Below are 14,747 nucleotides of genomic sequence, written 5' to 3'. Positions count from 1 at the left end.
TCCCGGTTTGCGATCAGGACACGCGCCGGGTCAGCCCCGGCGCGTGGACAGATAGAGGTTGGTTTCCGATCGGCTGACCCCGTCGATCATGCGGATGCGGTTCAGGGTGGTGTCCAGCGCCTCCAGCGTGTCTGCCCCCAACTCCGCCACCAGATCCCATCGGCCGTGGGTCGAATGCACGGCCTCGACCTCTGCGATGGCGCTGATGATGCGGGCCACACGGGCGGCCCCCGTCCCCTCGATCTCGATCAGGATGATCCCGCGGACGGGCCGGTCGGCCAGATCTGCCTTCAGAACAGCCCGGAACCCCAGCAGGTCGCCGGATGCCGTCAGCCTGTCCATGCGCGCGCGCACCGTCGCACGCGTCAGCTTCAGCGTCGCGGCCAGGGACGACACGCTGGCACGTCCGTCGCGGGCCAACAGGGCCAGCAGTCTGTGGTCGGTGTCGTCCATTCTGCATGCTTCCGTTGATCGAATTGGTCAATTCATCGCTCAATTCGATCACTTATTCCACTTCAGGGTCAGGGCTCAAGATGATCCTCTGGATGCAGACGCAATCGGAGTTTTCCATGAGCAGACATATCACCCTGATCGGCGCGCCCGTGCAGACCGGTGCCTGGCGGCGCGGTTGCAAGATGGGCCCGGATGCGTTGCGCACCGCCGGGTTGGAAACGGCGCTGACGGAATTGGGCCACGGCGTCGTCGATGCGGGTGACGTGACCCCCCAGGCCGTGACGGTGCCGGCGACGGCCAACCCGCTGATCCGCGATCTGGATCTGTGCGCCGGTTGGGTGCGGGCATTGCAGGCCGCGGGGGATGTGGCGCAGGACACGACGCCGATCTTCATGGGCGGCGATCACCTAATGGCCGCGGGTACGGTGCCCGCGATGGCGAAACGCGCGGACGACGCGGGTCGGCCCCTGTTCGTTCTGTGGCTGGACGCGCACAGCGACATCCACGATTTCACCACGACCGACAGCGGCAATCTGCACGGCACGCCCGTCGCCTATTTCACCGCGCTCTCGGATTTTGCGCCGCAGTTTCCGGACCTGCCGGGCCGAGTGGATCCGGCGAACATCTGCATGATCGGGCTGCGGTCGGTGGACCCGGCGGAAAAGGCCGCGTTGGCCCGCACCGACATTCAGGTGGCCGATATGCGCGCCATCGACGAGCATGGCATCGCCGCCCCCCTGCGCGCCTTTCTGGAGCGGGTGCAGGACGCGGGCGGGCATCTGCACGTCAGCTTCGATGTCGATTTCCTTGAGCCGGACATCGCCCCCGCCGTCGGCACCACCGTCCCCGGAGGTGCCACCTTCCGGGAGGCGCATCTGGTGATGGAGTATCTGCACGACAGCGGCCTTGTCACATCGCTCGACATCGCCGAACTCAACCCGTTCATGGACGACCGGGGCAAGACGGCCCGCCTGATGGTGGATTTCGTCGCCTCGCTGTTTGGCAAAGCCGTGCTGGACCGTCCCACAAGGAGCCGCTGGACATGACCGATCTGACCCCTTCCAAGATGGCCATGGTGCCGTTCGTTTCGGTGCACGACATGATGCGCATCGTGAACGCCGACGGCGTGGCCCAGACCATCGCCGCCATCGCCGACCGGATCGAGGCGGATTTTCTGCGTTGGGAGGATTTCGACAAGACCCCCCGCGTGGCCGCCCATTCCGACGAGGGCGTGATCGAGTTGATGCCCACGTCCGACGGCGAACGCTACGGCTTCAAATATGTGAACGGCCATCCGGCAAACATGGGGCGGGGGTTCCAGACGGTCACGGCCTTTGGCGTGCTGGCCCGCGTCGACAACGGGTATCCCATCCTTCTGTCGGAAATGACGGTACTGACCGCACTGCGCACCGCAGCCGCATCTGTGGTCGCCGCGCGGCATCTGGCCCCGAAAGACGCGACGGTGATGGCGATGATCGGCAACGGGGCGCAATGCGAGTTTCAGGCCCTGGCCTTCCACCACGTTCTGGGGATCGAGGAGGTGCGCCTTTACGACATCGACCCGGACGCCACGGCCAAGGCCGCGCGCAATCTCGCCTCCACGGGTTTGCGCGTCACGTCCTGCGCCACGGCCGAGGAGGCCATCGCCGGCGCGCAGATCATCACCACCTGCACCGCCGACAAGAAGCAGGCGACGATCCTGACGGACAATATGGTCGGTGCGGGCGTGCACCTGAACGCCATCGGCGGGGATTGTCCGGGCAAGACCGAATTGCACCGCGATATCCTGTTGCGGTCGGATATCTTCGTCGAATTTCCGCCCCAGACGCGGGTCGAAGGGGAAATTCAACAATTGGATGCCGATCATCCGGTGACCGAGTTGTGGCGCGTGATTGCAGGCAAGGACGCGGGCCGCACGTCGGACAGCCAGATCACGTTGTTCGATTCAGTGGGTTTTGCGACCGAGGATTTCAGCGCGCTGTGCCACATCCATGACGCGGCGTTGCGCACGGGCTTCCATGTCGATCTGGATATGCTGGCCGACCCTGATGACCCGCGCGATTTGTTCGGGATGGTGAACCGGGCGTCCGGGGCCTAGCGCCGAACGCCCCGGATCGACGGCGGTGCGTCTTGGGATTCAGGTGTCTTCCTTGACGATGTGGACCGTGCGGTTCGGGAAGGGAATGTCGATGCCCGCCGCGTCCAGCGCGATTTTCACGTCGCGGTTCATGTCCTTCGAATAGGTCAGGAAATCCGCGCTTTTGACCCAGGCGCGGACCATGAAATCCACACTGGAAGCGCCCAACCCGTTCACCAGGACCTTCGGTTCCGGGTCGGCCACGAAGCGCGGGTCGGAGGTGATCGTGTCGCGGATCACCTGTTCGGCCAGTTTCAGATCGGCATTGTACCCCACGCCCCAGATCCATTCCGCCTGCCGCATGTCATAGGCGGAGTAATTCGTGATCGTGTTGCCCCAGACCTGCGCGTTGGGGATGATGATCTGCACGTTGCCGACGCTGGCCAGTTCGGTGAAGTTCAGGTTGATCGACTTCACCGTCCCCGACTCGTCGTTGATTTCGACGAAATCGCCGTTCTTGATGGGCCGAAAGAGGATCAGCATGACACCTGCCGCGACATTCGACAGGGTGCCCTGCAACGCCAGACCGATGGCAAGACCGGCCGCACCGACGACTGCGACCAGCGATGTCGTCTGGATGCCGAAGGTGTTCAGAACGATCAGGAACGAAAGACCAAAGACGACATAGCGGACGATGTTGCCCAGAAATTCGAACAGGGTGTCGTCCAGCCTGGCGTGGCGTTCGGACAGGTTCTTGACCCGCCCACTGACCCAGCGCGCGATCATGTAGCCGACCAGCAATACCAGACAGGCGGCCAGCACGTTGCCCAGAAGCGAGGCGAGAAACTCCAGAGAGATCAGATCCTGCAGCGTCTTGCCGTTGTAGATTTCCGTGGTGAGCAGTTCGTTCATTGCGCGGGGTCTTTCAGATCAAATCGTTTATCGCGGCGGCCAGGGCCAGGTCCTTGGGTGTCAGGCCTTGAGCGTCATGCGTCGTCAGGCGGATTTCTACAAGGTTCCAGACGTTGCGCCAGTCGGGATGATGGTCCGCCCGTTCGGCCAGAAGGGCGACGCGGGACATGAAGCCCCAAGCTTCCGAGAAATCGGCGAACCGGAACGCGCGGGTGATCTCCTCTCCCTCGCGGGTCCATCCTTCGGGAAGATCGGTCATTCCTGTTCCTCCATCGTGGTGGTCTTGAACGGGCCATAGGATGTCAGGACTTCGATGTCCTCCTCCACCGCGCGGGCTTCGGCCTGCAGGTATTGAGCGATGGCCCGGCGGAACCCTTCGTTCGGGATGTGGTGCAGGCTGTTGCAGGTGACGGGCAGATAGCCGCGGGCCAGCTTGTGATCGCCCTGTGCCCCGGCCTCCACCCGCGACTGGCCGCGCGCGATGGCGTGGTCGATCGCCTGATAGTAGCACAGCTCGAAATGGAGCATCGGATGATGCTCCGCCGACCCCCAGTACCGCCCATAGAGCACGTCGCGCCCGATGAAGTTGAGCGCGCCGGCCACCGGCACACCGTCGCGTTCGGCCAGCACCAGAAGGACGTCGTCGCGCATCGTGTCCTGCACGCGGTCGAAGAAATCCCGCGCAAGGTACGGCGTCCCCCATTTGCGCGCGCCCGTATCTTGATAAAACCGCCAGAACGCATCCCAATGTTCGGGCCGCAGCGTGTCCCCGGTATAGGCCCGGATCGTCCCGCCGAACCCCTGCGCGACGGCGCGTTCGCGGCGAATGGTCTTGCGCTTGCGCGATGACAGGGCCGCCAGGAAATCGTCGAAGCTTGCATAGCCGTCGTTGAACCAATGGTATTGCTGGCTCGACCGTTCCATCAGGCCCAATTCGACCCCGGCCGCGCGTTCATCGTCGGTGCAGAACGTGATGTGCAGCGATGACAACCCGTTGTCGTCGGTCAGCTGCACCGCGCCCTTCACCAGCGCCTGGAAGCCGACCTCCTCGTGACCCGGGCGCAGCAGGAACCGCCGGCCCGTCGCGGGCGTGAACGGCACAGCCAGTTGCAACTTGGGGTAATAGTCGCCGCCCGCCCGCTCGAACCCGTGGGCCCAGTTGTGGTCGAAGATGTATTCGCCCTGACTGTGTTCCTTGGCATAAAGCGGCGCGCAGGCGATCACCTGACCGTCCTTGTGCGCGGTCAGGTATTGCGGATGCCAGCCCGATCCGGGTCCCACGCTGCCCGATTGCTCCAAGGCGTACAGGAACCGATGGGTCGTGAACGGATCGTTCGGGGGACCGCCGTCCGCCGCTTCGGGGCAGGCGCAGGCGTCCCACTCCTCCGCGTCGATCCGGGACAGGCTGGGCAGGACGTGAAGTTCGATTTCGGTGGCGCTCATGGCGGACAAGTGGGGCGCGGCGGCGTCAGGGCAAGTAGCCTTCGAAGGTCACGGCATCGGCCACGCGCCGGGCCTCCGATTCCTGCGCTTTCGACCGCACCGTCCACGTCAGGATATGCGCGCCCCGCGCCTTCAAGTCGCTGATGCGCGCCATGTGAAGCGTCTCTCTCTGGTGGCTGACGAAGGTGCATCCCAGCGCGTCGTAATCGGGAATGTCGCGAAGCCGGTTGCGCGTTGCGGCGGTCAATTCGGGCCAGGCTTCGGGCGTGAAATCCGACGTGACCAGCCCGCGTGGCAGATGCGGTGCGGAGTCGCGGAACCGGGCAACGGAGTGCGGATTGAAGGACATCACCGCGACATCGCCGTCATATTCGGCCAGATCCGCGATGACCGCATCTTCCAACGGGCCGACGTTCGGCCCCATGTCGCCGTCCCGATCCTTGATCTCGATCAGCAGGGGAACACGGCCCGCGACGAGTGTCAGAACCTCGGCCAGGGTCGCAACGGTCTGGTCGGTGTCGAGCAGCGGCACGCGGGTCAGGGTCGCTGCCGATTGGCGATCGATCGGGCCTGATTTCGGGGTCAGGCGATCGAGGTCATAATCGTGGAACGCCATGGCGATGCCGTCGGCCGACGGCTGCACGTCCAACTCGATGGCCACACCCAAATCGACGGCGGCACGGAACGCGGCAAGGGAGTTTTCGGGAACGCCGCTCGAATGCAGCCCCCGGTGGGCGATGTGACCCCGAAGAAAGGTGTCGGGCAAGACGGGGCCGGTCATCGGACCCGGAAAATGCCTTCGATTTCGACCGCGACGCCGAACGGAAGCACCGCGCCGACGGCCGACCGCGAATGACGGCCCCGGTCGCCCAACGCGTCCACCAGAAAGTCGGATGCGCCGTTGATGACCTTGGGGTGGTCGGTGAAATCGGGCGTGCAGTTCACGAAGCCGGTCAGCTTGACGACCTGGTCCAACGCCTCGATGTCGCCGGTCGCGGCCTGAACCTGCGCAAGCAGGCTGATGGCGCAGGCCCGCGCGGCGGCGGCACCGGCCGCGACGGTCATGCCGTCGCCCAAACGCCCGAGGATCAGGCCATCGGGACCGCTGGAGATCTGACCCGAAACGAACAGCAGATCGCCGGACCGAACCGCAGGGACGTAATTGGCGGCCGGTGCCGGTGCGTCCGGCAGGGTAACGCCAAGATCGGCTAGTCGGGCGGTGATGGACATCGGGCAAATCTCCGGCTGGTGATTGACGCAAGGCTGACACGGCGGGCGGCCATTGGAAAGCGGGCCGTCACCCCGGATCGACCGGGGGGGGCCCGACGGCTAGCCTTCGCGGAACGCGCGGTTGAAATAATCGGCCAGCGGCTTGACCAGATATCCCAGGGGGGAGCGGTCGTCGGTGCGCAGATACGCCTCCACCGGCATTCCCGGCAGCAGGGGTTGCCCGTTCAGACGGTCGATCTGCCCTTCGCCCGGCAGAATTTCGGCCTGGTAATACGCCAGACCCGTCGCCTGATCGGTGAAGGCGTCCGGCGACACGCGAATGATCTCTCCGAACAATTCGGGTGTGGTGCGCGCGTCGAACGTCGGCAGGCGCAGAGTGACTGGCTGGCCGGGATAGACCTGGTCGATGTGGATCGGATCGACCTGCGTCTGGATCACCAGGGGCCGATCCTGCGGCACCAGGAACAGAACCGGGTCGGCGGGTCGGATCACGCTGCGTTGGGCGAAGACCTTCAGGTCATAGACGACGCCGTCGACCGGGGCGGTGATGTCCAGACGCTCCATGCGGCCCGTCACGGCGCGAAATTGCTCGGCCAATTCGATCTGGCGGAACGACAGGTCGCGCAGCTCGGTGATCGCCGCCTCGCGCGCCGCCGTTCCCAGCTTGAGGATCTCCAGATCGATTTCCGTCGCCCGGCCCTCCAGCTCGGCGATGGAGGCGGCGAATTCGCCCGATTGTCCCAGCAGGCCGGCTTCCTCGCGTTGCAGGGCCAGGACCCGCGGGGCCTGGGCCAGACCGCGGTCCAGAAGGCTCTGCTGCGATTCCAGTTCTTCGCGGATGAAGCCCAGCTGAGATTCCAGCGCGACGGATTGCGCCGTGATCCCATCCACCTGCGAAGCGATCTGATCCTTGCGCCGGGCCAGCTGCTCCGCTTCGCGCGCGCGGGACGCCTTGCGCGCCTCGAACAGGTTCGTCTGTCCCTGCACCATCTCGGCCACGGTCGGCATCCGCTCCGCCGCGTCCTGCAAGTCACGGGGGAAATCCAACGTGTCCAGCTCGTCCCGCTCGGCCATCAGGCGAACGGTCCGGGCCGCGATTTCAAGCAGTTGATCGCGCAGGATTTCCATTTCCGACCGAAGGTTCACCGGATCCAGCCGGACCAGCACGTCACCTTCTTTCACGCGGTCGCCCTCGCGCACGAGGATTTCCGTCACGACGCCGCCGTCGGGATGCTGCACGACCTGTCGGTTGCTGTCGACTGCAACGCGCCCCGAGGAGATGATCGCCCCGGAGATATTGGCCATCACGGCCCAAGTCCCGAACCCCCCCAGAAGAATGGCAAGTCCGATGACGCCGATCATCATCGGCCGGGCGACGGACCATTTGGGGGGGGCGATCGCGGCCGGTGATTTCGGTGCCTCGCCCATGCGCAGTGCAACGGGTTTGGACGCGGTTTTGGCGGGCACGTCCTGGTCGGCCTTCGCGGGCACTTCGGTCATGTCACGCCTCCTGGCTTGCTCGGGGAGGATCCCGAGATTTCGCCGTGGTTCTTGACCATCTTCTGCAACACTTCCTCGCGCGGGCCAAAGGCCTGCCGCATCCCGTCGCGGATCATCAGGAGCATTTCGCATTCCTGGATCGCGGCCGGTCGGTGCGCGATGATGATGATGGACTTCCCCTCTTGCTTCATGCCGCGGATCGCCTGGTTGAGCGCGATCGTACCGGCATTGTCGAGGTTGGAGTTCGGCTCATCCAGGATCAGCAGGATTGGGTCGCCGTACATCGCGCGGGCCAGGCCGATGCGCTGGACCTGTCCGCCCGACAACCGGCCGCCCACCGCCGAAACCGGTGTGTCGTAGCCCTTGGGCTGCTCCAGGATCATTTCGTGCGCGGCGGCCTTCTTGGCCGCTTCCACGATGCGCGCGGGATCGGCGTCTTCCTGAAGGCGCGCGATGTTGTCCGCGATCGTCCCGTCGAAAAGCGTGACCGTCTGCGGCAGATAGCCGATGTAACTTCCCAGGACGTCCGGGTCGTACTGATCGAGTGTGGCGCTGTCGAGGCGCAGCTTGCCACCCGCCGGTGCCCAGGCCCCCGTGACCGCCTTGGCCAAAGACGTCTTGCCCGCACCCGAGGGCCCGATCACGCCCATGGCCTGACCCGGCTTGAGCACGAAGGAAATCGCCCGAAGCGCGGCTTGGTTCGACCCGGGTGGAATCACCGTGATGTTATCGGCCACCAAAAGGGCCTGGGGGCGCGGAAGCGGCGTCCGCGCCACGTCCGGGGGGACGCGGTCCAGCAGGTCGATGACCGACGCGCGGCCCTTGCGGGCGGCATCCACGAGTTGCCACTGACCGATCATCATCTCGATCGGGGCCAGCGCGCGGCCCATCAGAATCGATCCCGCGATCATCGCGCCCGCCGTCATCTGGTTCTGGAGGACCAGATACGCCCCTAGGCCCAGCATCGCGGATTGCAGGAACAGACGGATCGTCTTGGTGGAGACGGTGAAAAAACCCGACTTGTCGGAAAACTGCATCGCCTGGCCCAGGGACGCGCTGCGCGCCTGCATCCAGCGCGAAAACGCCGCCCCGCGCATGCCCAGCGATTGCACCAGCTCGGCTTCGGACACGAGTTGCTGGGACGTCAGCTCCGCCTGTGCGGTCGCCATGTTCGCCTTGGCCATCGGCCCGCGCGTCGACATCTGGTTGATGATCGCCAACGTTACCAGAACGGCCCCGCCACCCAGCGCAAGATACCCCAAATAGGGGTGCAGGATGAAGATCGCGGCGATGAAAAGCGGCGTCCACGGCACGTCGAGGACGGCCATGAAAACCGGCGACGACAGCAGACGCTGCACCGCCTCCACGTCGCGCAGCGGGGTGCGCCCGCCCGAGCCGCCGGGCGTGACCGCGGCCTGACGCAGATGAGCGGTGAACACGCGCCCGTCCAGCGCGGACTGGAACCGTGCCCCGACGCGCGCCATCACCCGCCCGCGCACGTAATCCATGATGCCCATCATCAGGAACAGGAACGTCAGCAGGACCGACAGGGCGATCAGCGTCTCCTCGGAGCGGGAGCCCAGCACGCGGTCATAGACCTGCAGCATATAGATCGGACCGGTCAGCATGAGCGCGTTGACGACCAGCGAGAACAGGAACGACATCATCAAAAGATGGTTTGACCGGGCCCGGACTTCGCGGACCTCTTCTGCCCCGCCAGGGCGCATCAACTGTCGGGGGGAGCTCATTCGAGAAAGTCCATCAAGGTAAAATTCGCCGTGTTCAATCGCAGTCTAGACAAGACACCGCGCGGTCCTAGCATGGCACGGCATGAAAGAAAGTCAGTTTCTGCCGAAAATACCGCCCAGAACGTCCATCAGGATGCGCTCGGCCAGGTCGGGCTGCTGCGCCTGCGGCTGCGGTGCGGGTCCCGGATCGGGGGCGACGGGGGCCGGACGGGCGTCGCGTGCGGCGTCGATCATCGGCAACGGTTTGACCGGCAGACCGTCGTGCACCCGCACCATCGTCTCGCGCCAGATTTCGGCCGGCAGGCCCCCGCCCGTCACACCCGTCAGGGGCGAATTGTCATCGTATCCCATCCAGACACCGGCCACATAGTCGCCGGTGAAGCCGATGAACCAGGCGTCGCGCGCGCCCTGGGTGGTGCCGGTCTTGCCGGCGGCGGGCCGCCCGTCGGGCAGTTTCGCGCGCCGTCCGGTACCGTTCTCGACCCCGCGGTACATCATATAGACCAGCTGCCGCGCGGCATCGGTCTGGATCACCCGCTCCCCCAATCCGCTTTCGTGGTCCAGCAGGGGGGCCTGATCTCCGCGGAGAGTAAGGGAGGTGAGACCATAAGGCGTGACGCTTGTCCCGCCATTCAGGATGCCGGCATAAGCGCCCGTCATTTCCAGCAGCGTCGACTCGCTGACGCCGAGTGCCAGGGCGGGACCGTCCGCCAGATCGCTGTCGATGCCGAATTCGGTGGCAACCTTGCGCACGACGTCGCGCCCGACGAGTTCCGACAGACGCACGGTCGAGGTGTTCAGCGACCGGGCCAGAGACTCGGTCAGTGTCACATCGCCCGCGAAATCGCGGGAGTAGTTCTCGGGCGACCAGGCCCCCGATCCGGGAATATTCAGCGTCAGCGGGGCATCCAGGATCCGGTCGTCGAACCGCATCCCAAGGTCCAGGGCGGCGGCATAGACGAACGGCTTGAACGACGATCCGGTCTGGCGCTCCGCCTGTATCGCGCGGTTGAACTGCCCGCCGCCACGCGTGTTGCGCCCGCCAACCATGGCGCGCACCGCGCCGTCGGCGCTCATCACGACGATGGCTGCCTGCGCGTCGGAGCCTTCGCGCACCTTGGTGTCGAAGATCAGTTGCAACGCCTCCTCGGCGGCGGTCTGGATGCGCTGATCCAGGGTGGTGCGCACCAGGACATCCTCGGTCGTCTCTCCGGTCAGGAAGTCGGGGCCATCTGACATGACCCAGTCAGCGAAATAGCCGCCCGTGTCCTGGCGCGCAGCGGGCGACAGGGTCGCCGGATTTTCGACCGCTTGGGTGAATTCCGCCGTGGTCAGATACCCCTGATCGCGCATCAGGCGCAGCACGGTGGCGGCCCGGTCCTGCGCGCGCTCCAGGTTGTTGGTGGGCGCGTAATAGCTGGGCGCGGGCAACAGGCCCGACAGCATCGCCGATTCCTGCGCGTTCAGGCGCGCGACCGATTTGCCGAAATACCGCTGACTGGCGGCCGCGAAGCCCCGTGCGCCCGCGCCCAGATAGGCGCGGTTCAGATAGATGGCGAGGATTTCCTCCTTGGAGAACTTCGCCTCCAGCGCCAGGGCATAGGGAATTTCCTTGAGCTTGCGCCAGACCGTGCCGGCGCGGCAATCGGCCTCGAACTCCGCCTCGGTCTGACCCATCGTTGGGTCCCAATCCTCGCCCAGGCACAGCAGCTTGGCGACCTGCTGGGTGATCGTCGATCCGCCGCCGCCCGAGAACGGGCCACGCCCTGCGCGCAGGTTGGTGCGCATGGCCCCCACGATGCCGCGCGGACTGACGCCGATGTGACGGTAGTACCGCTTGTCCTCGGACGCGACGACCGCGTTGGCAAGGTTCGGCGACACCCCGTCCAGCGTCACGAGGCCGCCGAAATTGTCGCCGCGCCAGGCAAAGGTCTGCCCCTCGCGGTCCTGCAACGTCACCGATCCGCGCGCCCGACCGTCCGCCAGCGTCGCCATATCGGGCAGCCCGACGTAATTGTAGGCCGTGGCGCCCGCCAGGATCAGACCCAGGATTGCAGCCCCCCGCCAGCTGAGCGCCCAGGCCAGCCGCAAAAGCAGACGGAACGGCAGCATCAACCAGCCTAAGACACCACGCGGTTTGGGTGCGGCCTTGGCCCGGCGACGTTTGCGTGCCGGAGGCCTGGCCGCAGCCTTGGCCGTTCGCCGTTTGTCAGCGGTCAGCGGCTTTCTTGGGGTTCTGGCCATGTCTGCTCATCCCTTGAGGGGTTTTCGAGCCAACATATGGGCAGCCGAGTCGGTTGTGCACCCCGATTGGCACATCGCTTCGCATTTGCAACATTTCAGAAGTGCCTGTTTTGTGTGCGTTGCCTCTAATTTGGGCACTTCTTTGGGCAAACGGCTTGGATGGCGGCGCCCGACGTCTGCTCATGCGTTGCGCGCACCGTCACCCGACCGTGATCTGCCGATGTCCGGTTCTTCGGGGCCGTTTCGGAAGGGGAAACACGTGAAACTCATCATTGCAGCGATCAAACCGTTCAAGCTGGAGGAGGTCCGCGAAGCGCTGACCACACTCGGCGTGCGCGGCATGATGGTGACCGAGATCAAGGGCTTCGGCTCCCAGTCGGGTCATACGGAAATCTATCGTGGCGCGGAATACGCCGTGAACTTCGTCCCGAAGGTCAAGCTGGAGATCGTGGTGCCCGCCGCCATGGCCGAGCAGGTCGTCGAGACCATCGCCACAACCGCCAAGACCGACAAGATCGGCGACGGCAAGATCTTTGTCCTCGATGTTCAGCAGGCCGTGCGCGTTCGCACGGGCGAGCTCAACGACGACGCGATCTGAACGAGTAATTAGGGGAAACCACCACATGAAACTCCGTACCTCCCTCGGCCTGACGGGCGCGCTGGCGACTCTCGCCGTCGCGCTGCCGCAGATGGGCCTCGCGCAGGACGCCGCCGCGCCCGCGCCGACATTTGACGAAATCGGGCCCTACCTGATGACGACCCTGCTGTTCCTCGTGGGCGGCTTTCTCGTGTTCTGGATGGCTGCCGGCTTCGCCATGCTGGAAGCCGGCCTCGTCCGGTCCAAGAACGTGACGACGCAGCTGACCAAGAACATTGCTCTCTTCTCCATCGCGGGCATCATGTACTGGCTGGTCGGCTTCAACCTGATGTATCCGGCCGAATGGATGATGGAAGGCTATCTCGGGCCGTTCTTCGCCATCACCGCGTTGGAGCCTGTGGGCCTGGCCGCCGCCGATGCGTCGCTCGACTATGCCTCGGTCGCATCCGACTTCTTCTTTCAGTTGATGTTCTGTGCCACGACTGCGTCGATCGTCTCGGGCACCTTGGCCGAGCGGATCAAGCTCTGGCCGTTCCTGATCTTCGTGGTCGTGCTGACGGGCTTCATCTACCCGATCGAAGCGTCCTGGCAGTGGGGCGGCGGCTGGTTGTCTGAAGCGGGCTTTTATGACTTCGCAGGCTCGACCCTGGTGCATGCTGCGGGCGGTTTCGCGGCCCTGGCCGGTGCCATCGTGCTGGGCCCCCGGATCGGCAAATACGCCAAGGACGGCAAGGTCATTCCGATGCCCGGCTCCAACCTGGCGCTTGCCACGCTGGGTACGTTCATCCTGTGGCTGGGCTGGTTCGGCTTCAACGGCGGGTCGCAATTGGCCGCGGGCACGGTGGGTGACATCACCGACGTGGGCCGCATCTTTGCCAACACCAACATGGCCGCCTCGGCCGGTGCCGTCGCCGCCCTGATCCTGACGCAGATCCTCTACAAGAAGGTCGATCTGACGATGGTGCTCAACGGTGCGCTGGCCGGTCTGGTCTCCATCACCGCTTCGCCGCTGGAGCCGACGCTGTTCGGTGCGCTGTGGATCGGTGCGGTCGGCGGTGTGATCGTGGTCTTCGCCGTCCCGATGCTCGATAAGTTGAAGATCGACGATGTGGTCGGGGCTATCCCGGTCCATCTGATCGCCGGTTTCTGGGGCACGATCATCGTTCCGGTCTATGCGCCCGACACCAGCTTCGGAACGCAATTGCTGGGGTTCGTCTCGATCGGTGCCTTCACCTTCATCGTCTCGCTGATCGTGTGGTTCATCCTCAAGGCGGCCGGTGGCATCCGGGTGTCCGAAGAAGCCGAGATCACCGGCCTCGACATGACCGAGTTGGGCATGGAAGCCTACCCCGAGTTCTCGCGCGGCTGATCTTCCCTCCAGCCCGCGTGAAAAAACCCCCGGCCGTGGATGCGGCCGGGAGTTCTTTTATTGCCACCCTGCGACCGGCGCGCCCTAGCTGCGATATTCGGTCGGACGGACGTAGTAGGGCACCGCCGTATCGTCGTCGCCGTCGGATCCAAGGCGCGGCATCGATGCTCGGCTGGTCCGGCCCAGCAGGATACCGACAGTCAGCAACGCCGCCGCCCCCCCGAAAAGCGCCGCCTTACGCGCGAAATCCCCGTCCACGATGATCCCGTCGTCTTCGGCCCGTGCATCGAAGCTGCCATGCGCGCGCGACGGATAATCGGCGGGGCTTTGCAGGTTGTCGCGGGCATCGGGATCCATCCCTTCGGCCTTCTGCGCCTCGACGCCCATCTGCGTCAGTTGGCGTTCGACGACCTCCGGGAACAGCATATTGCCTGCCATCAGCTTGAGGACGGACCGACCGACAAGGATTTCGCGCGCATCGGTGTCGATGGCCTGCAGGACGGCGCGGGCCGCCACCTCGGGCTGGAAGATCGGCGGCGCGGGCTGCGGATGCGTTTCCATCCGGTTGCGCGCCCAGTCGAATTGCGGCGTGTTGATCGCCGGAAGCTGCACCATCGACAGCGTCACGGGGCGTTTGGCGCGGGCAATCTCGATCCGCAGGGCCTGTGTGAAGCCCTCGATCGCGTGTTTCGCCCCGCAATACGCCGCCTGGTTGGGCACCGACGTATAGGCCAGGCCCGACCCGACGTTGACGATGTTACCGCGCCGCATCACGGCCAGCGCCGCGCGGCAGCCGTTCACCGTGCCCAGATAGGTCGTGTCGGTGATGCGCCGGAACTCTGCTTCGTCGACGTCGTCGAAAGGCGAAAAGCTGGTGAGCATGGCCGAATTGACCCAGATTTCGGGTCGTCCGAATTCCTCCACGATGGCGTCGGCCGCGCGGTCCATCGCCGCGCCGTCGGACACGTCGACCGACCGGGTCCAGACGCGGTCGCCGAAGGCGTCCGAGATTTCGGTCAGGCGGTCCTGTCCGCGCGCCAAGACGGCCACGCGCCAGCCGCGATCCAGTATCGCATCCAGCGTAGCGCGCCCGACCCCGGCAGAGCCTCCGGCGATGACGGCGACGGGCGAGTGTAGCTTGCGGGACATGGATTTTCCTTTCGGGTGGCGGAT

At 65.1% G+C, this 14,747-nt stretch carries 14 protein-coding genes; 4 read left to right on the top strand and 10 right to left on the bottom strand.

What is annotated here, in order from left to right; translation table 11 throughout:
• Positions 1-30 precede the first annotated feature (30 nt).
• Positions 31-453 carry an Lrp/AsnC family transcriptional regulator gene (locus tag JDO7802_RS04565; RefSeq protein WP_055083127.1) on the bottom strand — a complete coding sequence of 141 codons (423 nt, stop codon included), beginning with the start codon at positions 451-453 and terminating at the stop codon, positions 31-33.
• Positions 454-569: 116 nt separating this feature from the next.
• On the opposite strand from JDO7802_RS04565, the gene rocF reads away from it, so the two are divergent.
• Together rocF and ocd are read left to right on the top strand one after the other, a co-directional pair.
• On the top strand, positions 570-1,499 hold the full coding sequence (gene rocF / locus JDO7802_RS04560; RefSeq protein WP_055084707.1) for an arginase: 930 nt from the start codon (positions 570-572) through the stop codon (positions 1,497-1,499).
• Complete coding sequence (gene ocd / locus JDO7802_RS04555) at positions 1,496-2,551, top strand: ornithine cyclodeaminase (protein ID WP_055083126.1); 1,056 nt, start codon at positions 1,496-1,498, stop codon at positions 2,549-2,551. Before rocF ends, ocd begins: the two co-directional genes overlap by 4 nt.
• Before the next feature lie 39 nt (positions 2,552-2,590).
• On the opposite strand, the gene JDO7802_RS04550 is transcribed toward ocd, so the two are convergent.
• From JDO7802_RS04550 to JDO7802_RS04515, 8 genes are all read right to left on the bottom strand, one after another.
• Positions 2,591-3,442, bottom strand: coding sequence for a mechanosensitive ion channel family protein (locus tag JDO7802_RS04550; protein WP_055083124.1), 852 nt, complete (start codon positions 3,440-3,442; stop codon positions 2,591-2,593).
• Positions 3,443-3,455: 13 nt separating this feature from the next.
• Positions 3,456-3,701: a 4a-hydroxytetrahydrobiopterin dehydratase gene (locus tag JDO7802_RS04545; protein ID WP_055083122.1), complete on the bottom strand. Its 246-nt coding sequence runs from the start codon at positions 3,699-3,701 to the stop codon at positions 3,456-3,458.
• Complete coding sequence (locus JDO7802_RS04540; RefSeq protein ID WP_055084705.1) at positions 3,698-4,885, bottom strand: GNAT family N-acetyltransferase; 1,188 nt, start codon at positions 4,883-4,885, stop codon at positions 3,698-3,700. Before JDO7802_RS04540 ends, JDO7802_RS04545 begins: the two co-directional genes overlap by 4 nt.
• 25 nt (positions 4,886-4,910) lie before the next feature.
• Positions 4,911-5,666 carry a glycerophosphodiester phosphodiesterase family protein gene (locus tag JDO7802_RS04535; protein WP_055083120.1) on the bottom strand — a complete coding sequence of 252 codons (756 nt, stop codon included), beginning with the start codon at positions 5,664-5,666 and terminating at the stop codon, positions 4,911-4,913.
• Positions 5,663-6,115 (bottom strand): RidA family protein, encoded by a 453-nt coding sequence (locus JDO7802_RS04530; RefSeq protein ID WP_055083118.1) that lies wholly within the window; start codon positions 6,113-6,115, stop codon positions 5,663-5,665. Before JDO7802_RS04530 ends, JDO7802_RS04535 begins: the two co-directional genes overlap by 4 nt.
• 99 nt (positions 6,116-6,214) lie before the next feature.
• The gene (locus tag JDO7802_RS04525; protein WP_055084703.1) at positions 6,215-7,543 is read right to left on the bottom strand and encodes an HlyD family type I secretion periplasmic adaptor subunit; all 1,329 of its coding nucleotides are present in this window, start codon (positions 7,541-7,543) and stop codon (positions 6,215-6,217) included.
• Between the two features lie 68 nt (positions 7,544-7,611).
• A complete protein-coding gene (locus JDO7802_RS04520; RefSeq protein ID WP_055083116.1) occupies positions 7,612-9,363 on the bottom strand; it encodes a type I secretion system permease/ATPase in 1,752 nt (583 codons plus the stop codon).
• A 93-nt stretch (positions 9,364-9,456) separates the two neighbouring features.
• Positions 9,457-11,607, bottom strand: coding sequence for a transglycosylase domain-containing protein (locus JDO7802_RS04515; protein WP_055083114.1), 2,151 nt, complete (start codon positions 11,605-11,607; stop codon positions 9,457-9,459).
• 259 nt (positions 11,608-11,866) lie between these two features.
• Here JDO7802_RS04515 and JDO7802_RS04510 point away from each other — a divergent pair, with 259 nt between their 5' ends.
• Both JDO7802_RS04510 and JDO7802_RS04505 read left to right on the top strand, forming a co-directional pair.
• Positions 11,867-12,205, top strand: coding sequence for a P-II family nitrogen regulator (locus JDO7802_RS04510; RefSeq protein WP_055083112.1), 339 nt, complete (start codon positions 11,867-11,869; stop codon positions 12,203-12,205).
• 25 nt (positions 12,206-12,230) lie between these two features.
• Positions 12,231-13,574, top strand: a complete 1,344-nt coding sequence (locus tag JDO7802_RS04505; RefSeq protein WP_055083110.1) for an ammonium transporter — start codon at positions 12,231-12,233, stop codon at positions 13,572-13,574.
• An 84-nt stretch (positions 13,575-13,658) separates the two neighbouring features.
• Here JDO7802_RS04505 and JDO7802_RS04500 read toward each other — a convergent pair whose 3' ends face one another.
• Complete coding sequence (locus JDO7802_RS04500; RefSeq protein ID WP_083481027.1) at positions 13,659-14,723, bottom strand: SDR family oxidoreductase; 1,065 nt, start codon at positions 14,721-14,723, stop codon at positions 13,659-13,661.
• Between the last annotated feature and the right edge of the window lie 24 nt (positions 14,724-14,747).

It is taken from the genome of Jannaschia donghaensis (assembly GCF_001403795.1).
Lineage (GTDB): Bacteria > Pseudomonadota > Alphaproteobacteria > Rhodobacterales > Rhodobacteraceae > Jannaschia > Jannaschia donghaensis.
The sequence above is the reverse complement of the archived record's forward strand: the minus strand, read 5'-3'. Positions and strand labels throughout refer to the sequence as shown.